A 19,001-nucleotide genomic window follows, 5' to 3' on the forward strand; every position below is an offset into this window, starting at 1 on the left:
TTTTTGGTATGCGCTCTAAGCGCCTTCGAATTGAGATGAATTGAAGGCGCTTCGCGCGGGAGAGCGGTCGACCTGAATTCCGTGCCTTCAGTGTCGCCGCCGCAGGCGGCGCTTCCGAGTTTTCCGTGGTCAACCTTCTTGTTTGCCACAGAACACAAACGTTGTCTGTTTGCACAACAGAAGGTTAGTCGCCCTTAACTCAGGCGTCACAAACCATCGCTTTATTTCAAAGGGCAAAAACCCTACATAGGCTGCGGATACGAAATGGTTTTCGGTTTTGAAAAACCGTCTCTAAGCGCCTGTCCGAGTGAAGTGACCCCATGTTAGCCCTGCCCCTGTCCTGGCCGTTGAAAGACCGCCGCGTCGTGCTTATCGGCGCCGGCGAATGGCTGGTGCGCAAGGTCAACCTGCTGCGCCGGACGCCGGCCCACCTCACCATCTTCACCCCGACCGACCCGACCCACATCGAAGCCGAAGCGACCCTTCATAGTCGCTGGCCCGACACTGCCGAACTGAGCGATACCGCCCTGATCGTGGTCGCCTTCGAAGACCGCGCCCTGGCCGAAAAGGGCGCCGAACTGGCCCGCACCGCGCGCGCGCCGCTCAATGTCGTCGACTTTCCCGACCTGTCGGATTTCCACTTTCCGGCCATCGTCGATCGTGGCCCGTTGAGCATCGGTATCGCCACCGGCGGGGTCGCTCCCGTCCTGGCGCGCGAAACCCGGACCAAGATCGAAGCCGCCATCCCGCCGTCGGAAGCCCATCTCGCCGAATTCGCCCTCAGGCTCAGCCCGAAGCTGCGCGAAGCCTTCCCTAATGTCGATGACCGTCGTCGCGTCTGGGAAGATGTCCTGAAATCTCCGGCGGCCACTTTGGCGCGCGCCGGTCAGGTCGATGAGGCCGTCGAGCAGGCCTTGGTGACGCGTGGCGAACGCACGGGTGTCGTGCACCTGGTCGGCGCCGGTCCGGGCGATCCGGAACTGCTCACCCTGAAGGCCCTGCGCCTGCTGGGTGAGGCCGATGTCATCGTTTATGACCGCCTGGTCGGGGACGCCATCATGGACCTGGCTCGCCGCGATGCCGAACGCTTCTATGTCGGCAAGCAGCGCTCCAACCATTCCGTTCCGCAGGAGCAGATCCACGACCTGCTGGTCGAGCAGGCCCGTCTGGGCAAGCGCGTCGTGCGTCTGAAGGGCGGCGACCCCTTCGTCTTCGGGCGCGGTGGTGAAGAGGTCCAGGCTCTGCGTGAGGCAGGCATCGAGGTCCATGTCACGCCTGGCATCACCGCCGCACTGGGTTGCGCCGCCTCGTCCGGTGTGCCGCTGACCCATCGCGACCACGCCCAGAGCGTCACCTTTATCACCGGCCATTCCAAGGACGGCGATCCTGCCAACCCGCTGATGCTGGACTGGTCGGCCCTTTCGGCCGCCCACCACACCCTGGTCGTCTATATGGGCGTGGCGACGGCGCATGAGATCTCCGGCACGCTGATCCGTCATGGCCGCCTGCCCGACACGCCAGTGCTGATCATCGAGAACGGCACCCGCCCCGATGAGCGCCGCACCCTGACCTCCCTGGGTAAGCTGGAAGCCGATCTCGCGGCTACGCCGCCGCGCGGTCCCGCCCTGTTGATCATCGGCGAAGTCGCCAGCCTTTATGGCAGCGCCGCCGTCACCGAAATCGTCGAGAAAGCCCACGCATGAAACTGCTCACCGCCAACCGTCTGACCGACGGCCTGACCTTGTGGTATACCGGCACGCTGGAGGCCGGGACCTGGGGCGAGGACGCTGCCCTGGCTTCGCGCTTGTCGGATGACGACGCCGACGCCCTGCTGATCGTCTGGAAGCTGCGTGAAACCGATGTCGTTGCGCCGTACCTGATCCCGCTCACCGAAACTGGCACCCCGGTTCAGCGCGAGCACGTCCGCGAATTCGTCCGGGCCAACGGTCCCACTATTGGTCAAACGGCTGACGCGATTGCGTCTGCCCATAATCGTGCCGATATCTTCGAGAACTGATATGTCCGCAAACATGTATAAATATGACGACTTCGATCACGCTTTCGTCCGTGATCGGAATATCGAATTCGCCGACCAGGTTGCGCGCCGCCTGTCCGGAGACATCACCGAGGACCAGTTCAAGCCGCTGCGCCTCATGAATGGTCTGTATCTGCAACTGCACGCCTATATGCTGCGCATCGCCGTGCCCTATGGCGTGCTGTCGTCGAAGCAGATGCGCAAGTTCGCCCATATTGCGCGCACCTATGACCGCGATTTCGGCCACTTCACCACGCGCCAGAACCTGCAGTTCAACTGGGTCAAGCTGGCCGAGACGCCGAAGATCCTGGAAGAGCTGGCCGAAGTCGAAATGCATGCCTTGCAGACCTCAGGCAACTGCATCCGGAACACCACCACCGACCAGTTCGCCGGTGCTGCCCGCGATGAACACAGCGACCCACGTCCGTGGGCGGAGCTGATCCGTCAGTGGTCGTCGAACCACCCGGAATTCACCTTCCTGCCGCGCAAGTTCAAGATCGCCATCACCGGCGCCCGGAAAGACCGCGCCGCCATCCGTGTCCACGACATCGGCCTGCACGCCAAGCCGGAGGGCTTCGACGTCTATGTCGGCGGGGGAATGGGGCGTACGCCGTCGCTCGGTCACTGCATCCGCACCGGCCTGCCGGGCGAGCAACTGCTCAGCTATCTCGAAGCCTGCCTGCGCGTCTACAACCGCTATGGCCGCCGCGACAACATCTACAAGGCGCGCATCAAGATCCTGGTCGCCGCCCTGGGGCCCGACGAATACAAGCGCCAGGTCGAAGAAGAATGGGCGCGCATGGACCAGGCCAAGGTCGATGCCCCGGTCGCCGAAATCGATCGCCTGAAAAGCTTCTTCCCCGATCCTGAGTTCAAGGCGGCCGCCTTCGACCGCGTCGCCTTTGAGCGCGCCCAAACCGCCGACGCGGCTTTCGCGCGTTGGGTCAAGAACAACACCAACCCGCACAAGCGCGACGACCATGCCTCGGTGACCATTTCGCTGAAGCCTGTCGGTCTGCCGCCGGGTGATGCGTCTTCGGCCCAGATGGACGTCATGGCCGATGTCGCGGACGCCTTTGGCTACAGCGAACTGCGCGTGTCGCACGAACAAAACATCATCCTGCCGCACGTTCATAAGGGCGACCTGTATGAGCTGTACCGGCAACTGGATGCGGTGAACCTGTCGACGGCCAATGTCGGCAAGATCACCGACATGATCGTCTGCCCGGGGCTCGACTATTGCTCGCTGGCCAATGCGCGCTCGATTCCGCTGGCCCAGGACATTTCGCAGCGTTTCGAAGACGCCAAGCTGAGCGACAAGATCGGCGATCTGCAGATCAAGATTTCGGGCTGCATCAATGCCTGCGGCCACCACCATGTCGGTCATATCGGCATCCTGGGCGTCGACAAGCAGGGCATCGAATTCTATCAGATCCTGCTGGGCGGCCGTGCCGACGAGAAGGCGGCCTTGGGCGTCATCACCGGCAAGGGTTTGCCGGCCGAGGCCGTGCCGGCCGCCATCGAGCGCGTGGTGCGGCTGTATCTCGACCTGCGCACGTCCGATGACGAACGATTTATCGATACTTTGGAGCGCGTCGGTCGCGAAACCTTCGCCGGAGCCCTGCATGAGCCAGCCTAATTCGACCCATACCCCGCAGTTGGTCACCCGTGACGGCGCCGTCATCCCGGACGGCTGGACGCTTCTGGCCGACGACGACACGACGGGCGCTGACGGGCCTTTTATTCTCGGTTTCGAACGTGCCCTGCGCGAGCTCGACGGCCGCAACGGCCACTACGGCGTGCGCGTCATGCCGGGCGACGATGTCCGCCTGCTGGAACCGTTCCTGGAGAAGATTGCCCTGATTGAGGTTGCCTTCCCCGGTTACCGCGATGGCCGCGGCTATTCGACGGCGCGCATTCTGCGTGAGGATTTCGGTTACACCGGCATTATCCGTGCCGTCGGTGACGTCCTCCGTGACCAGCTTTTCTATATGCTGCGCTGTGGCTTCGACGAGTTTTTGGTCAAGGACAAGGATCCGTCCCAGGCCATCACCTCGGCGGCGCAGCGTTTCACCACCTTTTATCAAGGGGCGGCCGATGCCAATCGCCCCGCCTGGGCCAAGCGACACACGCTGGCTTAAACGAAAGTACCCGACCATGACGGTCCTGATCGATACGCTGAAACAGGCGCCCAGCGAAGGCGTGCAACGTGCCGCCGAATTGAGCGCGCGTTATGAAACCATGACCGCGCAGGAGATCCTGCGTGACGCCATCCGCAACGAATTCTTCGGCGACATTACCCTGTCGTCGAGCTTCGGTGCCGATTCGGCGGTGCTGCTGCATATGATTTCGGAGATTGATCCGGGCCTGCTAGTGTTGTTTCTCGACACCGATCGGCACTTCTTCCAGACCCTGCAATACCGCGACGAATTGGCAAAGCGCCTGGGCTTGACCAACCTGGTCAATCTGAAGGCGGATGCCGAGGAAGCCGCGGCCGAAGATGGCAAGAACACTCTGTGGCGGACCCAGCCGGACCAGTGCTGTGACCTTCGCAAGGTGCGGCCGCTGAACCGCGAAATGGAAAAGTGGGGCGCGTGGATTTCGGGCCGCAAGCGTCACCAGAGCGCGACGCGGGCGAAGCTGCCGATCGTTGAGTTTGATGGCCGGCACTATAAGGTCAATCCGCTGGCGACGTGGAATGCGGACGATATCGCGGCGTACTTTCTGGCTCACGATCTGCCACCGCATCCGCTGGTCGAGCAGGGCTTCCCGTCGATTGGCTGCTTTACCTGCACCAAGCCGGTGGAGCAGGGCGCCGATGCGCGCTCGGGCCGTTGGGCGGGTATGGAAAAGGTCGAATGCGGCATCCACAACCCGATCTACGGCGGCGACGGGATTTAGGGTGTATGGCGCGCCGACGCTGGGGACACCGAATAGTTTGAAGGCGGGGACCGGGACGGCGGTCCCCGCCTTCGTCTTGCCACACGCCCATCCGGGGGAGACTCGCGCGTGGAAACTCAGTAGATGCGCTCTAACGGATCAGTACCCGCTCGAAGAAGGGCAGCAGGTCGGTCGCCACGCGGCCGTCATCGCCCCAGGTGCGGTCGCCAAAGCCTCCGCGATACTCCTCGGCCTCATAGCTCACGCCATATTCGTCGAGGGTGCGGACAAAGGCTTGTAGTGACCAGACATGATCCTGGTTGGCATCGTTGCGGCCCCAGTCGAGCTTGAAACCGCGCAGGCTATTCAGGTTACCGGCATAGGCCGGCACCAGGCTTTCCAGGGCGAAGCTGTCGCCCAGGCGACGGCGTACCGCGGAATCGACCCGTAATTCTCCGTCGACCTCTTCAGCGACAGGATCGAAATACAGGGGTGGACGATCCGGATTGGGAAGATGCGCCTGAAAGATCGACGTGAAGATCTTCGACATAAAGTCATCGCCCAGGTCGTCCACCGATTTCGCTGTTGTCAGCCGATCCCAGTTCGGCCGTGTGTGCATCGGGACCAGGCCGGAGCCGGCGCCGATCGGATGCAGGGCATAGACCGCACCGAAGACCTGAGGATACTTCATGCCGAAGCGGATGGCGCCATGCCCGCCGACCCGGTCGCCGGCAACGCCGCGTGACTCGCGCGTGGCCAAGGTGCGGTAGCGCGCGTCGATATGGGGCACCAGTTCCCCGATCAGAAAGTCTTCCCAATGACCGGTCACCGGCGAATTGACATACCACGAGGTTCCGGCTGGCGTTGTGAAATCGGCCGTCACGACGATGAAGCCGGCCTTATCGAACTGCGTCTTCGCATCCGTAATGGCGAACGGCCGGGTCTCGTCTTCCCAGAAACCGTTGAGATAGTAGATCACGGGATAGCGTTTGGCGCCCGTATCGTAGTCCGCAGGCAGATAGACGGTGATCCGGCGCTCCGCCGCCGTCCCGATGCGGTTGCCGGAAAAGGCCTTTGACACCAAGCGCTCGCTGACCAGCCGGCTCTGGGCGACGGCCGGGGCGGCGCTTCCCAAAAGGACCAGCAGGACAAGGGCGAAACGGATCATGCCGCCACCTTTCCTGGATCACCCGTAGCAGGCAAGCTTGCCCCGCCGAGCGGGTCCCAGGCTTCGGCAAACGGAGGCCCGAGGCCGTAGATGGTTTCATTTATCAGGTTTTTCCTCGCGTCTGCGAGACAATCGGCCTATATCCGGCCTATGTCCGAGCGTACCCCTGAGCCCATTTCTGAGACGAAAGCGCCGCCGTTTGCCGAGTTTGTCGCCCTGATCGCCATGCTGATGGCGCTGGGTGCCCTGGGTATCGACGCCATCCTGCCGGCCCTGCCGACCATCGGCAAGGACCTCAGCGTCGATGTGCCCAATCATCTGCAATGGCTGATTTCGATCTATTTCCTGGGGATGGGCGCCGGCCAACTGACGTTTGGCATCCTGTCTGACTGGCTGGGCCGTAAACGTATCCTGATCGGCGGCGTCATGCTCTATGTCGTCTTCGCCCTGGTCGCTGCCTTTGTCCATGATTTCGGCCTGCTACTCGTCATTCGCCTGTTGCAGGGCTTTGCCGTCTCGACCTCCGGTGTCGTCACGCGATCCATCATCCGCGATCTCTACAGCGGCGCCAAGATGGCCAAGGTGACCTCGATCAGCCTGGTCGTCTTCCTGCTGGTGCCGATCCTGGCGCCCAGTTTCGGGCAACTGGTGCTGCTGGTGGCGCCGTGGCCGGTCATTTTCCTTAGCATGGCGGCCTTCGGGGTCATTGCCGGCGTGTGGGCGTGGCTGCGCCTGCCAGAAACCCATCCGCCGGAAAAACGCCGCAAGCCGGACCTGGGCCACCTTCGCCGGGTCGCCTTCTTTGTGGTGACCGAGCCGGGATCGCTTTACTACACCTTGGGCATCACCTTCCTGATCGGTTCGTTGCTGGCCTATGTGTCGCTGATGCCCCAGATCTTCGAAGACGTGTTCCGCCGGCCCGAGCTGATGGCGGGGATCTTCGCCGCCTGCGCCGCCACCATGGGCGGGGCCTCGATCCTCAATGCCTCGATCGTCGAGCGCCTGGGCACCAAACGTATCTCCCACACCGCCCTGATCGGCTTTATCGCGGTCTCCCTGATCCATCTGGCCTGGACCTTGGCGGGACTGGAAACCATCCTCAGCTTCGTCATCCTGCAATCCCTGACCATGGGCCTGATGTCGCTGACCACGTCGAACTTTGGCGCCATGGCCATGGAAAAGGTCGGCCATGTCGCCGGCACCGCTTCGTCGCTGCAGGGGGTGGTCTCGACTATCGGCGCCGGCATCATTTCCGGCCTGATCGGCCAGGCCTGGACCGGGGGCATCTGGCTGCTGCCGCTGGGTGCTGCCGGCTGCGGCTTTGTGGCCCTGGCCTTCGTCGCGCTGAACCAACGTAGCCGCCTGGTGTCCTCATTCTGAAATTCGCACGATTTTGATATCGGCCTTTATGCGAATTTCAGAATGGAACGGACACCAGCAACTTATTGAATTTTAGTGTCGTTTTGATTTCGAAGTTCGTACCGTGGGCGATATAAATAATCGTACGAACTTCGAAATCACGATACTGGGCCCCGACCGCCTCCTGAATCTAACAGACATTTAATTTGCAAAGCATGCTGCAAAACCATATACCCTGCATAACAAAGTATATGGTTTTGGAAAGCAACATGCCGCCACCTGCCGACAAATCGCCGGAAAGCCGCCGCACCCAGTTGTACAAGGGTGTGCTGGAACTGGCCCTGATGAGCCTGCTGGATCGCGGGCCGCAATATGGCCTGCGCATCCTGGACGAATTGCGCGACGAGGCCGGGTTGGATCTCGCCGAGGGCACGCTCTACCCGCTGCTGCATCGACTGGAAAAGGCCGGATTTATCCAGGCGGAATGGCGCCATGAGGCCGGCGCCTCGCACCCCCGCAAATATTACGGCCTGACAGCTTCAGGCGCGGCGGACCTGGCCGACCAGCGCCAGGTCTGGCTGGACCTGACCGGCCGTCTCAACGCTTTTTTGCAAAGGACCTGATGTCATGACCGACCGGGACACCATCGAAACCTGGCTTAAGGCGCTGGACGCCGCCCTGACCACTGTGCCCGACGCCCAGCGCGCCGATGTGGTGGCCGAGGCGCGCGGCCACTTGGAAGAACGCCTCGCCGCCGGATTATCAGCCGAGTCCGCCCTGCACGGCTTCGGCACAGCCAAGGCCTATGCGCAGGGATTTGTCGATCAACATGCCCTCGACCGGGCGCTCACCTCAAAAAGGATCATTGTCATGGTTACCACACTGGCCGGCTTCACCTCGCGCAGCATCATCGCCTTCTTCGGCCTGATGGGCGCCCTTCTCTTCGGCAGCATCGCGCTGGGCTCGATCGTTTCGATCGTGCTCAAGCTGATCAATCCGGCCGCCGTCGGACTTTGGATGGAAGGCAGCGACAGCTTCATCCTGGGCACCACGTCCCATCCGTCGGTGGCGACCGAACTGGCCGGCAACTGGGTCTACCTGATCTTCTTCGGCCTTATTGTGATCGGCGGCTTCCTGGCGCGCGGCAGCCTGCTGGCCGCTATCCGCAGCATCAAGAACGAGACGATCGTCGGGTAAATCAGTGGGCCGTGCCGCTCTTGAGCAGGTTTTCCATCCAATCCATGTCGTCGTCCGACAGCCCGAAATGGTGGCCGGCTTCGTGGATCAGGATATGGGCGATCAGGTCTTCGAGCGTCACGCCGCCCTCGGCCCATTCATCCAGAATCGGCCGGCGGAACAGGTGGATCATCGACGGCATATCGCCGGTCATGGCCTCCAGTTCCGCCGGCCGTCCGGTATAGAGACCGGTCAGTTCGAACGGATCTTCGATGCCCAGTTCCTGCAACATGTCGGCATTGGGGAAGTCCTCAACGATCACCACGACATCGCGCAGGTGACGGTCAAAAGGATGAGGCAGCTTCTTGAGGGTGCTGCGGGCGACGATCTCGATATCGTCGAGCGTCGGCGCCTCGCCATAGGATTTGATGGTCATTCGGCAGCGGTCTGCTTGGTGTCCGGGTGAACCTCGACCGGCTTTTCGCCATCCCACACAACCCAGTACTGACCGAGCTTGCGCTTGCGGTCGAGGGCGTCCGCCACAGCGTCGCGAAGCGCCGCGGATATCGCGTCAGACTTTTCCTTGGCGTCGGGTGGCACGGGCATCAATTTAGACCTGCAAGTCTTTCAAGCTGACGATACACATCATGATCCCGAACAACGAGTGTTTCGCCATACCGCTGGAAAACCGGATGCGTCAGGAACTCGGTGTTGAGATAGCAATGGCACTCATCAACCTTCATACTATAGTCATTCAGCAAATTTCGCAAACTTCGAGGATAACGGCGCTGGATGTCGGCAGTGGGGATATGGTGTCCGCCATGCGCGACACGTTCCGCTACCCGTTGAATAGACATGTCGGCACTGGGCAACGCCAGGTAAATGAGTTCCACAGTCCAGCCAGATGCCTGTAGCCTTTCGATCATTCTCAGATAGGCCCGGCCGGACAGGGTGGTCTCGAAGGCAAAATCTCGCCCTTCTGAAATGCAGATCTCGATCTGTTCGAGGAATAATCGCCCCGCCGCTGCCGCCTGCTTTTCAGGGGCAAACGGCGACAGACCCGACGCGATCATATCCGCGTTGAGAAAGGTCTCTACCCCGGCGCGCGGCAAGTACTTGAGCGCAAACGTCGTCTTGCCGGCGCCATTGGGTCCCGCGATGACGATACACCGCGGCATCCGCTTACATCTCCATATCGTCGGGGAGGCCGACCACATGGAAGCCGGAATCGACATGGACGACTTCGCCCGTGGTCGTCAGGCTGAGGTCCGAGGCCAGCCACAGGGCGGCACCAGCGACGCCTTCCATGGCGGTATCTTCCTTCATCAGCGAGAAGGCCTTGCCCTTGGCGTGCAGAGCGCGGCCGCCGGAGATGCCAGCCAGGCTGAGGGTGCGCATGGCGCCGGCCGAGATGGCATTGACGCGGATGGCCTTGGGGCCCAGGTCCCGGGCGATATAGCGTGTCGAGGCTTCCAGCGCCGCCTTGGCGACCCCCATGGTGTTGTAGTTAGGGATGACACGCTCGGATCCGAGATAGGTCATGGTGATCAGAGAGCCGCCATTGGGCATCAGTTCCGCCGCACGGCGCGCGCTGTCGACGAAGGAGAAGGCCGACACATTCATGGCCAGCAGGAAGCCTTCGCGGGTGGTGTTCTCAACGAAGGAGCCTTGGAGTTCGTTCTTGTTGGCGAAAGCAACCGAGTGGATCAGGAAGTCGATCTCGCCGTAGATCTCCTTCAACTGGGCAAAGGCGGTGTCCATTGAGGCATCACTGGTGACGTCGCATTCGATCAGGTGCTTGACACCGATCGAGTCGGCCAGGGGCTGGACGCGGCGCAGCAGGCTTTCGCCGAGATAGGAGAGGGCGATGTCGGCGCCCTGGGCGGCCAGTTGGCAGGCAATGCCCCAGGCGATGGACTTGTCATTGGCGACGCCCATAATCAGGCCCTTCTTGCCCTTCATCAGGTCGCCCTTGGGGAAGTTCCATTCATCGGCCATCGTCGTCGTCCTTGTGCTCAGGTGGAGGCGGCATGACCCCTCCACCACTTCGTGGTCCCCCTCCCCATGACATGGGGAGGAGAGGCCGTTAAGAGCAAATAACGCGCGCAAAAGCAAGCCGTTCTGCCGTCAAGAAGGCCAGCTTCGCTTTGGGACGCCCACAGTTGGGGTGGAAGGGCGCGTGTAAACCTACAGGTCTTCGCGGCTGAGGATGATCGAGCCGTTGGTGCCGCCAAAGCCGAACGAGTTCGACATGGCCGTGCCGATCTTTCCGTCATAACGCTGGCGCAGGATCGGCATGCCGTCGAATTCCGGATCGAGGTTCTCGATATGGGCGCTCTCGGCGGCGAAATCGTTCTGCATCATCAGCAGGCAGTAGATGGCTTCCTGGGCGCCGGCAGCCCCCAGCGAGTGACCCGTCAGGGACTTGGTCGAGGATACCATCGGGCCGTTGTCACCGAAGACATTGCGAACCGCGCCCATCTCCTTGGAGTCGCCCACCGGCGTCGAAGTGCCGTGCGGATTGAGATAATCGATCTTGCGGCCACCGGCCTCGGCCAGGGCCAGCCTCATGCAGCGCTCGGCGCCTTCACCCGATGGCGCGACCATGTCATAGCCATCGCTATTGGCGGCGTAGCCGACGATTTCGGCGACAATATTGGCGCCGCGCGCCTTGGCGTGTTCGTACGCCTCGACCACCACCAGGCCGGCCCCGCCGGCGATGACGAAGCCGTCGCGGTCGCGGTCATAAGCTCGTGAGGCGACCGCCGGGCGGTCGTTGAAATTGCTCGACATGGCGCCCATGGCATCGAACATGTCCGACAGGGTCCAGTCCAGTTCTTCCGTGCCGCCGGCAAAGATGATGTCCTGCTTGCCCATCTGAATCTGTTCGGCGGCGGCGCCGATGCAGTGCACCGACGTGGCGCAGGCCGACGAGATCGAATAGTTGATGCCGCGGATTTCGAACCAGGTCGCGAGCGTCGCCGAGGGACCGGAGGACATCGCTTTGGGCACGGCGAAGGGCCCGATGCGCTTGGGCGAGTTCTTTTCACGCGTGGTGTCGGCGGCTTCGACGATGGCGCGGGTCGAAGGCCCGCCCGAACCGAAGATGATGCCGGTGCGTTCGTGCGAGATTTCGGACTTTTCCAGGCCCGAGGCGGCGATCGCCTGTTCCATGGCGATGTGGCCATAAGCGGTGCCGGGCGCCAGGAAGCGGGCGGCGCGGCGGTCGACCAGCTTGGTCCAGTCCTCGATCTTCGGCGCGGCGTGGACCTGGCACTTGAAGCCCAGGCGGGCATAATCTTCGGCAGCCACGATGCCGGAACGCGCCTCGCGCAGGGATCTGGTGACGTCCTCGACACCGTTGCCGATGGAGGAGACGATTCCCATGCCGGTAATGACGACTCTACGCATGCCTAGTCCTTGCAATCCCACCAGTTCTCTTATGACGCGGACGGGGCTTTAGCCCAGGTCCTTGGCGTCGAACAACCCAACCCTGAGCCCCGACGCCGCATAGATAAGCTTGCCATCGGCTTCGACAACCCCGTCGCCGATGCCCATAATCAACTTGCCCGACATGACGCGCTTCATATCGATCTTATAGGTCACTTTTTTGACATCGGGGGTCACCTGGCCGGTGAACTTGACGTCGCCCACCCCTAAGGCGCGGCCGCGGCCGGCATTGCCGCGCCAGCCGAGATAGAAGCCGACCAACTGCCACATGGCGTCCAGACCCAGACAGCCCGGCATGACCGGATCGCCAATAAAGTGGCAGGCGAAGAACCACAGGTCGGGATGAATATCCAGTTCGGCTTCGATATAGCCCTTGCCGTGGGTGCCGCCGTTGTCGGTGATCTGAAGAATTCGATCGAACATCAGCATCGGTGGTGCCGGCAGTTGGGCATTGCCCGGGCCGAACATCTCACCGCGCCCGCAGGCCAGCAGGGCTTCGTAGTCAAACGCGTTGGGGCGATCCGTCATCCGTTCAATGGGCTCCATATTACGTACCCACGCTCCCCGTAAGCGCGATCACGATCTGTAACTTAATTGGACAGTGCGTTACACGACGCCGCGCCACGGCTCAATTGTTTTTTTATCTGGCGTTTTTTGGGCGCTTATCTTTCGGCCAGCGGATTGGGCCGGGCGCAGACCGCTGTCGTCTGGGTTCCCCACAGAACAGTCTTCGGTGCCCACCCGGTCTGGCCGGCGACCGAAATCTTGCACCAGTCGTCTTTGCAGGTTTCGATGGTGGCGATGCTGCGCGGCCGTACGATCGCTCTGACATCCGCATCGGCCTTGGGGTCGGTGCGAATCTCCAGCTTCTGGGTCGGGGTGATGACGTTGCGCGGCGACCGCAGCATGCTTTTCTTCACCCAGGCCACGCCACCCGCCGGATCGCAGATCAGCCGCCAGTCGCGGGTCTCGGAAATGATCTGCACCGGCACGCCCGCTTTGCGATAGGTCCAGACCTTGCGGTTGTCGAGACTCGGACCATTACGGGCATTGACCTCGTTCTTGCCCAGCATGGCCCAGCGCGGCACGACGGCCTTGGAGGGGGTATCATATTCCACCGGGTCAGCCGCCTGCGCCGGCACAGCCAGCATGGCCAGCAGGGCGAAAGCCGCTGCGGCATGGCAAAAACGGTCGGGAAGGGCTTGAACTGACTGGGTCAACGCGTTTATGTCGGGGCGGCGGTTGTCAAACATGGCTTGGATAAGCTGGGGGCGCCGGATCGGACGCCGTGTCGCGTGCCATTCTTGGCGGGCAAGGTTCAGATTTGGTTAACCCAAAGATAATTTAGCCGACCACATGCACAAAGCATCATCGCTTCCGCCGGTCTCGGGAAAGGATCGGTTACGGGCGCGGTGAAAAAGATATAAAAGGCTTTCATGAGCGCTGCGAAACTCAAGGTGGTCCTCACCGTCAAGTTGCCGGAACCGGTGGAAACACGGATGCGGGAGCTGTTCAACACCACCCTGTGGTACGACCTGTCGCAGATGCCACGCGACAAGCTGCTACAGGCGGCTCAGGACTGCGACGTCCTGGTGACGTCGATCAACGACCGCATCGATGCCGAATTCTTCGACGCCGCCCCGGAGCGGCTGAAGATGATCGCCAATTTCGGCGTCGGCTACGACCATATCGACGTGGTCAAGGGTGCTGAAAAAGGCATCATCATCACAAACACCCCGGGTGTGCTGACCGAAGACACCGCCGAAATGACCATGGGCCTGATCCTCGCCGTCTCCCGCCGCTTCGTTGAAGGCGCTGAGATCGTGCAGAGGGGCGAGTTCTCGGCCTGGTCGCCGACATTCCTGCTGGGCCGCCGCGTCTATGGCAAGCGCTTAGGCATCATCGGCATGGGCCGCATCGGCCAGGCCCTGGCGCGCCGTGCGCGCGCCTTTGGCATGAGCGTCCACTATCACAACCGAAAGCCGGTCTCGGCACGCATCTCGGACGAGCTGGGCGCCACCTACTGGGACGACCTGGACCAGATGCTGTCGCGCATGGACGTGATTTCGATCAACGCACCTGGTGGGTCCAGCACCTATCACATGCTGAACGCTGAACGCTTGGCAAAGCTCCAGCCGCACGCCCTGCTGGTCAATACGGCGCGCGGTCAGATCGTCGACGAACAGGCCCTGGCGGCCATGTTGCGTGAAAAGCGTATCGCCGGTGTCGGGCTGGACGTCTATGAGCGTGAGCCGGCGATTAATCCGGAGCTGATAGGTTTGCCCAACGCTATCCTGCTGCCGCACATGGCGTCGTCGACGATCGAAGCGCGGACGGACATGGGCGACCGGGTCATCCTGAATGTGAAGACCTTCCAGGACGGCCATCGGCCACCGGATAGGGTTATTCCGGCCATGCTGTGAGGCCCGGAAAGTTTTTCACAGGATTCGGAAAATAAGCACTTGCGCGCTGTCGGGCCTTCTGGCTATAAGGCGCGCCTCTCCGGCGGGTTTCTCCCGCGTTTACGGACATGAGCGGGCGTAGCTCAGCGGTAGAGCGCCACCTTGCCAAGGTGGATGTCGAGAGTTCGATCCTCTTCGCCCGCTCCAATTCCTCCTGACATTTCAAAACCGTCGCGTTTTGACGCTTTTGCTCGCAACGCTGTCGTCAGCACACGGACCATGTCGTGCCGCCGTTCAACAGGACCGGCCGCGGCAAATGCCGTGCTCTTCGACTTGCTGTAGGTGAGGTTCTAACCCGCCGGCATCGACTTCAATTGCTGCGCCGCCCAGGCGTGACCGCCCTTGCCCGCAAGGTCGTACCAGTACCGCGCCGATTTTAAATCCACCGGGCCGCCCAGCCCGTTTTGCTGCATCATTCCGACATTGGCCATGGCGTTGACATCACCGCGACGCGCCCCGGCATCGAACCATTGCCGCGCCTTGACCAGGTCCTTGGTCACGCCGGTGCCGTTGTAGTAGAGGGTTCCCAGGGAGGTCATGCCACCGGCATCGCCGGCCGCGGCCGCCTTTTCATACCATTCCCGCGCCAGGTTGGCGTCCTTGGGCTGCAGCAGGCCCTGTTCCGCCATCAGGCCCAGGCTGTTCATGGCCGGGGCATAGCCCATGTCGGCGGCGCGCTTGAACCAGCCACGCGCCAGGATATAGTCCTGGTCACCGGCCTGACCATAAAAGGCCATGCCGCCAAGCGCTGCCGTCGAATAGGGTGAGCCCTTTGCGGCGGCCTTTTCGTACCAGGCCTTGGCCAGGGCCGGGTCCTGCGGATGTCCGCCGCGCCCGTAGCTGTAGAAGATGCCGACATACTCCATGGCCTCGGCATTGCCGAGTGCTGCCGCACTCAGCAGCCACGGCCGGGCAGCTTGATCACCCGCCGGATCCTGGCCGCCCTTGTTGGCGATCATTGCGAGCTGGAACATGCCCTGGGCGCTGCCGGCATCGGCGGCCTTCTTGAACCACTGTTCGGCCAGTTCGAAACTGGAACCGGCCAGGTAGCCGCGGCCCAGATTGACCATCATCCGACGGTTCTTGGGGTTGGAGTCGACCGCTTGCTGGCACACCGAGACGGCATCGGCCGAGACGATGCTGGCAAAGGCCATGTAGCCGTTGGCGGCCGGCCGGTCGTCGTCGAACTGTCCGCCCGCCTTGGCGTCGCACAGGGTTTCCGACACGGAGGTCAGGGCCGGCGCCAGGCCGGCGTCGAACGAGGTCGGGTTGCGCGAGATGTTGCAGAGCGGTGCGCCCAGCCGAGTGCGGGCCATTTCTGCGAATTCGCCGTTGGGGTATTTGTTGAGATAGGCGCGATAGTCGCCGCAGTCCTTGGCCGAGGCCCAGAAGGTCTGTTCGATCGATTCGGGCTGGGTCACCACCTGGGGGGCGGTGACATTGATGTTCACCGTGCAGCCGGCCAGGCAGATGACGTCATAGATGCGGTTGTTCGACCACGGGCGCTGCTTGCGGCCGGTCTGTTTCGACACCTCGATCTGGACGGCGTCGAAGACCTGGGTGACGCTGAGACCTGGCTTGACCATCTCACGGGCCAGGACAGGCGCGTAGACGCCCACCGAGGCGATATCGCCGAGATCCGTGGCATAGGCCACCAGGGTGTTGGGCTCGGCCGCCACGGCGACCAGGCCCTTGGTGCCGGCCTTGCCGAGGCTGGGGGTATTGCGGCAGGCGTCGACGACGATGATCACCGCCGAGGCATCGGTGCGCGACATCTGGTTGACCAGGTCGCTGAGCTTGATGCCTGAGGCCGGCAGGTCGGCGACCACCTGGACATCGGCATCGATCCCCAGCAGGTAGTTGTCGCCCTTTTCATCGGTCGGGTCGGCCATGCCGTGGCCGGTATAGTAGATAAAGCCGATGGCGCCGGGGGAAGCGGCCAGCTTACGACGGAAGTCCTTCAGCGTGGTCTGCAGGCCGCCCAGATTGACATTGCGCACGGTGGTGACCTCAAACCCGACCTTCTTCAGCGCGCCGGTGACCTGGGAGGCTTCCTTGTCGGTGTCGGGCAGAGGCGTCAGGTGGGTGTAACCGACCTGGTTGATGACCAGGGCGAACTTGGCGGGTTCGGCGGCATGGGCGACGGTGCCCAAACACCATAGCGTGAAAGCGGCCACAAGGCTCAACCACAGCTTCATCCCTGTACTCCCCTTTTTTAGTCCGCTATTCCATGAACCTTTGAAATGTGGTGCCACAAATGGGGTCTGGATACAAGTTACAGCCTTTGTCACCTTGACTCGGAAATGTTATTTATGTACCAAAATAACATGAAGCAGGTTGAACGTGTCCAGACCGGCGTGCGCATTGAGGCGCGATTGCTGAAAGTTTTAAAGGCGGTGGCGGAGCTGCGCGACATCAGCCTGGGTGACCTGATTGAGGGCATCGCCCTGCATGCCTTCGAAGGCAAGACGCCCTTTGGCGAGGACACATTGCAACACATTGCCGCTCTGAAAGCTGTCTATGGCCTGGATCTGACAGCCGACGATGCCCACAAGCTGCGGGAAGAAACATGACGCCGTTCGACAGCGAAGCTGATTTGCAGGCTCTCGCCGATAGGTTTTTGGACCATTCCCTGCCCGCCGACCTGTGGCGGCATGACGCCCACTGTCTGGTTACGGCGTGGTTACTGCTGCGCCGGCCGGAGATCGATCTGAAGGCGGAATTGCCAGATTTGATCCGGGCGTACAATGTCGCCACCGGTGGTCAGAACACGGACAGTTCGGGTTATCACCACACCATCACTCTGTTTTACCTCGATGCCATTTCCGCTTTCATGGCGGGACCGGATACGACGGATGCGGCGGCGGCCTGCCGCGCCATGCTGGCGTCAGACATCGGTGATAAGGATTATCCACTGCGATTCTATAGCCGCGACCGGCTGTTTTCGCGGGAGGCGCGGTTGGGGTGGTGCGAGCCGGACCTTCAGGTGCGTGCTGTCCACGCGTAAGGTCGCGTAAAGATACTTGCCTTCAATAAGGGAGTGCGGGAGTATGTCGCGCTTGATCTAGGGGGGTATCATGCACTTCAGGCACGCCGGTCTTGCCATAACAGGCTTCCTCGCCATGGCCAGTAGCACACTGGCTGAAGCGCCTCCGTCCTTGTCCGCTGCTGCGGCAAGTGCGCTGGACCGTGGAGATGCCGTCACCGGTGCGCGTCTGGCTTTAGCTGCGCTGCAAACTGACGCCCCACTGGCCGAAGCCCTGCTATTGGAAGCCGTGATGTCTGAACGGCCTGTTCTCGTCGAAACGGGCCGGGCAGCCTTCCCGAAGTACGAATCGAGAAGCGATGTTATTCCGGCTCACGCCCTGATCGCCGCCGATGGTTCAAAAATAATGATCCTCACAAACGAACAGGACAGGGACGTAGAGGTTTCAGAGTTATACGCGTTGCCTTCAGGCCGATTGCTGTCGCGTCAGACGATCCCGCCTTGGAGTTATCTCGCCAGGTCACCCGACCTGGCGACTCTTATCGTTTGGGAACACGATCAGGTGACGTTGAAAGACGCTGTCTCCGGAGAAGGTCTGTTCGGTGTCACACTTGCTGAGCCCTACATGTACAGCTGGCAGGTTCCAAACGATCGAAGCCGGATGACAGCCATCGGCGACGACATTCTACATATCTGGGATCCGGCGACGGGAAGCCATCACACAGAGAGCTTCCCTGAAAATAGCATTCGCGACCGGTCCTATCTTTCGCCCGACGGTCGTTTTCTTGCCGGAGAGCCGCAATGGAAGCCAGGATCCGATTTTTCCAAACAGATTTGGGATGTCGGCAGTCGCACTGTTAGACTAACCCTCACAGATAACGGACCTATACGTGCTGCATTCACACAGGATAGCCGTTTCCTGGTCTCGTCAGAAAGTTCAGGTCGTTCCCGGGACTTTGGATGGGATTACGAGGTTCAGGTGTGGAATCTAGAAACCTTTGAGCCTGTGGGAAATCCGGTTATCCTAAAAGATGTCGATCAGGCTCAAACCTTGGATGGTGGTCGTTTGATTGCCCTTACACTTTACAAGTCCGTGCGTATCTTCGACGTTCGCACCCAGCGCATTGTGGGCGCGCCAGGCGCCATCTCCAATATCTCGCAGCCCGGTTGGCGTGACGAAGGTCCGGTGACGATCGATGGCCTACATGTCGTTCATACCTACAGACTGGATCCGCGCTTGAGGATGGCCCCCGCCGACCTTGTCGAGCAAGCCTGCCACCGGTGGGGCTTAAACAATCAACTGGTGCTCTCGCCTGCCGAGGCGTCCACGTACGGCGTCAAGAAGACGACGGACCCCTGCGAGCAAAAGGCCAACTGACCTTGGCCCGCGCTGAACATCGCCTGGATAATTTCGAAAGGTTCGGGAATTCACCCGCCTTTCAGTGGGAAAAGGCGAACGTCGTTGCAAAAGCGGAAATCTTGTTT

The 19,001-nt window shown here is 61.5% G+C and carries 21 protein-coding genes and 1 tRNA gene; 13 read left to right on the plus strand and 9 right to left on the minus strand.

Features of this window, described 5'->3' with window-relative positions:
- Nucleotides 1-320: 320 nt before the first annotated feature.
- From cysG to ABI_RS03615, 5 genes are read left to right on the plus strand one after another with little or no spacing between them, the layout of a single operon-like run.
- Nucleotides 321-1,703 (plus strand): siroheme synthase CysG, encoded by a 1,383-nt coding sequence (gene cysG, locus ABI_RS03595; protein ID WP_006271473.1) that lies wholly within the window; start codon nucleotides 321-323, stop codon nucleotides 1,701-1,703.
- Entirely contained in the window at nucleotides 1,700-2,017 is a 318-nt protein-coding gene (locus ABI_RS03600) for a DUF2849 domain-containing protein (RefSeq protein ID WP_006271474.1), read from the plus strand. Before cysG ends, ABI_RS03600 begins: the two co-directional genes overlap by 4 nt.
- Before the next feature lie 13 nt (nucleotides 2,018-2,030).
- Entirely contained in the window at nucleotides 2,031-3,674 is a 1,644-nt protein-coding gene (locus ABI_RS03605) for a nitrite/sulfite reductase (RefSeq protein WP_006271475.1), read from the plus strand.
- A complete protein-coding gene (locus ABI_RS03610) occupies nucleotides 3,661-4,176 on the plus strand; it encodes a DUF934 domain-containing protein (protein WP_040308544.1) in 516 nt (171 codons plus the stop codon). The genes ABI_RS03605 and ABI_RS03610 overlap by 14 nt, the downstream gene beginning before the upstream one ends.
- Before the next feature lie 16 nt (nucleotides 4,177-4,192).
- Entirely contained in the window at nucleotides 4,193-4,936 is a 744-nt protein-coding gene (locus ABI_RS03615; protein ID WP_006271477.1) for a phosphoadenylyl-sulfate reductase, read from the plus strand.
- A 130-nt stretch (nucleotides 4,937-5,066) separates the two neighbouring features.
- On the opposite strand, the gene ABI_RS03620 is transcribed toward ABI_RS03615, so the two are convergent.
- Nucleotides 5,067-6,083: an alpha/beta hydrolase gene (locus ABI_RS03620; RefSeq protein WP_006271478.1), complete on the minus strand. Its 1,017-nt coding sequence runs from the start codon at nucleotides 6,081-6,083 to the stop codon at nucleotides 5,067-5,069.
- Between the two features lie 150 nt (nucleotides 6,084-6,233).
- Between ABI_RS03620 and ABI_RS03625 the strand changes: the two genes are divergently transcribed.
- From ABI_RS03625 to ABI_RS03635, 3 genes are all read left to right on the plus strand, one after another.
- The gene (locus ABI_RS03625; RefSeq protein WP_245531291.1) at nucleotides 6,234-7,463 is read left to right on the plus strand and encodes a multidrug effflux MFS transporter; all 1,230 of its coding nucleotides are present in this window, start codon (nucleotides 6,234-6,236) and stop codon (nucleotides 7,461-7,463) included.
- Between the two features lie 248 nt (nucleotides 7,464-7,711).
- Entirely contained in the window at nucleotides 7,712-8,065 is a 354-nt protein-coding gene (locus tag ABI_RS03630) for a PadR family transcriptional regulator (RefSeq protein WP_040308890.1), read from the plus strand.
- Between the two features lie 4 nt (nucleotides 8,066-8,069).
- Nucleotides 8,070-8,639 (plus strand): HAAS signaling domain-containing protein, encoded by a 570-nt coding sequence (locus ABI_RS03635; RefSeq protein WP_006271481.1) that lies wholly within the window; start codon nucleotides 8,070-8,072, stop codon nucleotides 8,637-8,639.
- Nucleotide 8,640: 1 nt separating this feature from the next.
- Here the strand turns inward: ABI_RS03635 and ABI_RS03640 are convergent, their stop codons facing one another.
- The 7 genes from ABI_RS03640 to ABI_RS03665 form a co-directional block, all read right to left on the minus strand.
- On the minus strand, nucleotides 8,641-9,054 hold the full coding sequence (locus ABI_RS03640; protein ID WP_006271482.1) for a metallopeptidase family protein: 414 nt from the start codon (nucleotides 9,052-9,054) through the stop codon (nucleotides 8,641-8,643).
- The gene (locus ABI_RS25525; protein WP_006271483.1) at nucleotides 9,051-9,224 is read right to left on the minus strand and encodes a hypothetical protein; all 174 of its coding nucleotides are present in this window, start codon (nucleotides 9,222-9,224) and stop codon (nucleotides 9,051-9,053) included. The genes ABI_RS03640 and ABI_RS25525 overlap by 4 nt, the downstream gene beginning before the upstream one ends.
- Nucleotides 9,224-9,796, minus strand: coding sequence for an ATPase (locus ABI_RS03645; RefSeq protein WP_006271484.1), 573 nt, complete (start codon nucleotides 9,794-9,796; stop codon nucleotides 9,224-9,226). The genes ABI_RS25525 and ABI_RS03645 overlap by 1 nt, the downstream gene beginning before the upstream one ends.
- Before the next feature lie 4 nt (nucleotides 9,797-9,800).
- Nucleotides 9,801-10,616 (minus strand): enoyl-ACP reductase FabI, encoded by an 816-nt coding sequence (locus ABI_RS03650; RefSeq protein WP_006271485.1) that lies wholly within the window; start codon nucleotides 10,614-10,616, stop codon nucleotides 9,801-9,803.
- Between the two features lie 189 nt (nucleotides 10,617-10,805).
- A complete protein-coding gene (gene fabB, locus ABI_RS03655; RefSeq protein ID WP_006271486.1) occupies nucleotides 10,806-12,029 on the minus strand; it encodes a beta-ketoacyl-ACP synthase I in 1,224 nt (407 codons plus the stop codon).
- A gap of 48 nt (nucleotides 12,030-12,077) precedes the next feature.
- Nucleotides 12,078-12,596, minus strand: coding sequence for a 3-hydroxyacyl-[acyl-carrier-protein] dehydratase FabA (gene fabA / locus ABI_RS03660; RefSeq protein ID WP_006271487.1), 519 nt, complete (start codon nucleotides 12,594-12,596; stop codon nucleotides 12,078-12,080).
- Nucleotides 12,597-12,730: 134 nt separating this feature from the next.
- Nucleotides 12,731-13,321: an SH3 domain-containing protein gene (locus ABI_RS03665; protein ID WP_006271488.1), complete on the minus strand. Its 591-nt coding sequence runs from the start codon at nucleotides 13,319-13,321 to the stop codon at nucleotides 12,731-12,733.
- A gap of 183 nt (nucleotides 13,322-13,504) precedes the next feature.
- Between ABI_RS03665 and ABI_RS03670 the strand changes: the two genes are divergently transcribed.
- Both ABI_RS03670 and ABI_RS03675 read left to right on the plus strand, forming a co-directional pair.
- Complete coding sequence (locus tag ABI_RS03670; RefSeq protein ID WP_006271489.1) at nucleotides 13,505-14,491, plus strand: 2-hydroxyacid dehydrogenase; 987 nt, start codon at nucleotides 13,505-13,507, stop codon at nucleotides 14,489-14,491.
- Nucleotides 14,492-14,602: 111 nt separating this feature from the next.
- Nucleotides 14,603-14,677, plus strand: a tRNA-Gly gene (locus ABI_RS03675).
- A gap of 143 nt (nucleotides 14,678-14,820) precedes the next feature.
- On the opposite strand, the gene ABI_RS23365 is transcribed toward ABI_RS03675, so the two are convergent.
- Nucleotides 14,821-16,728, minus strand: a complete 1,908-nt coding sequence (locus ABI_RS23365) for a caspase family protein (RefSeq protein ID WP_006271490.1) — start codon at nucleotides 16,726-16,728, stop codon at nucleotides 14,821-14,823.
- Nucleotides 16,729-16,842: 114 nt separating this feature from the next.
- On the opposite strand from ABI_RS23365, the gene ABI_RS03685 reads away from it, so the two are divergent.
- The 3 genes from ABI_RS03685 to ABI_RS03695 all read left to right on the plus strand — a co-directional run bounded on the left by ABI_RS03685 (nucleotide 16,843) and on the right by ABI_RS03695 (nucleotide 18,894).
- Nucleotides 16,843-17,103, plus strand: a complete 261-nt coding sequence (locus ABI_RS03685) for a hypothetical protein (RefSeq protein WP_006271491.1) — start codon at nucleotides 16,843-16,845, stop codon at nucleotides 17,101-17,103.
- A complete protein-coding gene (locus tag ABI_RS03690) occupies nucleotides 17,100-17,537 on the plus strand; it encodes a hypothetical protein (protein WP_006271492.1) in 438 nt (145 codons plus the stop codon). Before ABI_RS03685 ends, ABI_RS03690 begins: the two co-directional genes overlap by 4 nt.
- A 70-nt stretch (nucleotides 17,538-17,607) precedes the next feature.
- Nucleotides 17,608-18,894, plus strand: coding sequence for a WD40 repeat domain-containing protein (locus ABI_RS03695; RefSeq protein ID WP_040308545.1), 1,287 nt, complete (start codon nucleotides 17,608-17,610; stop codon nucleotides 18,892-18,894).
- The last annotated feature ends 107 nt before the right edge of the window (nucleotides 18,895-19,001 follow it).

Source organism: Asticcacaulis biprosthecium C19 (genome assembly GCF_000204015.1).
Taxonomy (GTDB): domain Bacteria; phylum Pseudomonadota; class Alphaproteobacteria; order Caulobacterales; family Caulobacteraceae; genus Asticcacaulis; species Asticcacaulis biprosthecius.

Bases quoted from the DNA above. Each gene is read 5' to 3' on its own strand.
- ABI_RS03610 (WP_040308544.1), top strand. From the start codon at position 3,661: ATGAGCCAGCCTAATTCGACCCATACCCCGCAGTTGGTCACCCGTGAC.
- ABI_RS03600 (WP_006271474.1), top strand. From the start codon at position 1,700: ATGAAACTGCTCACCGCCAACCGTCTGACCGACGGCCTGACCTTGTGG.
- ABI_RS03615 (WP_006271477.1), top strand. From the start codon at position 4,193: ATGACGGTCCTGATCGATACGCTGAAACAGGCGCCCAGCGAAGGCGTG.
- ABI_RS03625 (WP_245531291.1), top strand. From the start codon at position 6,234: ATGTCCGAGCGTACCCCTGAGCCCATTTCTGAGACGAAAGCGCCGCCG.
- ABI_RS03640 (WP_006271482.1), bottom strand. From the start codon at position 9,054: ATGACCATCAAATCCTATGGCGAGGCGCCGACGCTCGACGATATCGAG.
- ABI_RS03665 (WP_006271488.1), bottom strand. From the start codon at position 13,321: ATGTTTGACAACCGCCGCCCCGACATAAACGCGTTGACCCAGTCAGTT.
- ABI_RS03685 (WP_006271491.1), top strand. From the start codon at position 16,843: ATGTACCAAAATAACATGAAGCAGGTTGAACGTGTCCAGACCGGCGTG.
- ABI_RS25525 (WP_006271483.1), bottom strand. From the start codon at position 9,224: ATGCCCGTGCCACCCGACGCCAAGGAAAAGTCTGACGCGATATCCGCG.
- ABI_RS03620 (WP_006271478.1), bottom strand. From the start codon at position 6,083: ATGATCCGTTTCGCCCTTGTCCTGCTGGTCCTTTTGGGAAGCGCCGCC.
- ABI_RS03630 (WP_040308890.1), top strand. From the start codon at position 7,712: ATGCCGCCACCTGCCGACAAATCGCCGGAAAGCCGCCGCACCCAGTTG.
- ABI_RS03690 (WP_006271492.1), top strand. From the start codon at position 17,100: ATGACGCCGTTCGACAGCGAAGCTGATTTGCAGGCTCTCGCCGATAGG.
- ABI_RS03605 (WP_006271475.1), top strand. From the start codon at position 2,031: ATGTATAAATATGACGACTTCGATCACGCTTTCGTCCGTGATCGGAAT.
- ABI_RS03645 (WP_006271484.1), bottom strand. From the start codon at position 9,796: ATGCCGCGGTGTATCGTCATCGCGGGACCCAATGGCGCCGGCAAGACG.
- fabA (WP_006271487.1), bottom strand. From the start codon at position 12,596: ATGACGGATCGCCCCAACGCGTTTGACTACGAAGCCCTGCTGGCCTGC.
- ABI_RS03650 (WP_006271485.1), bottom strand. From the start codon at position 10,616: ATGGCCGATGAATGGAACTTCCCCAAGGGCGACCTGATGAAGGGCAAG.
- ABI_RS03695 (WP_040308545.1), top strand. From the start codon at position 17,608: ATGCACTTCAGGCACGCCGGTCTTGCCATAACAGGCTTCCTCGCCATG.
- ABI_RS03670 (WP_006271489.1), top strand. From the start codon at position 13,505: ATGAGCGCTGCGAAACTCAAGGTGGTCCTCACCGTCAAGTTGCCGGAA.
- cysG (WP_006271473.1), top strand. From the start codon at position 321: ATGTTAGCCCTGCCCCTGTCCTGGCCGTTGAAAGACCGCCGCGTCGTG.
- ABI_RS23365 (WP_006271490.1), bottom strand. From the start codon at position 16,728: ATGAAGCTGTGGTTGAGCCTTGTGGCCGCTTTCACGCTATGGTGTTTG.
- ABI_RS03635 (WP_006271481.1), top strand. From the start codon at position 8,070: ATGACCGACCGGGACACCATCGAAACCTGGCTTAAGGCGCTGGACGCC.
- fabB (WP_006271486.1), bottom strand. From the start codon at position 12,029: ATGCGTAGAGTCGTCATTACCGGCATGGGAATCGTCTCCTCCATCGGC.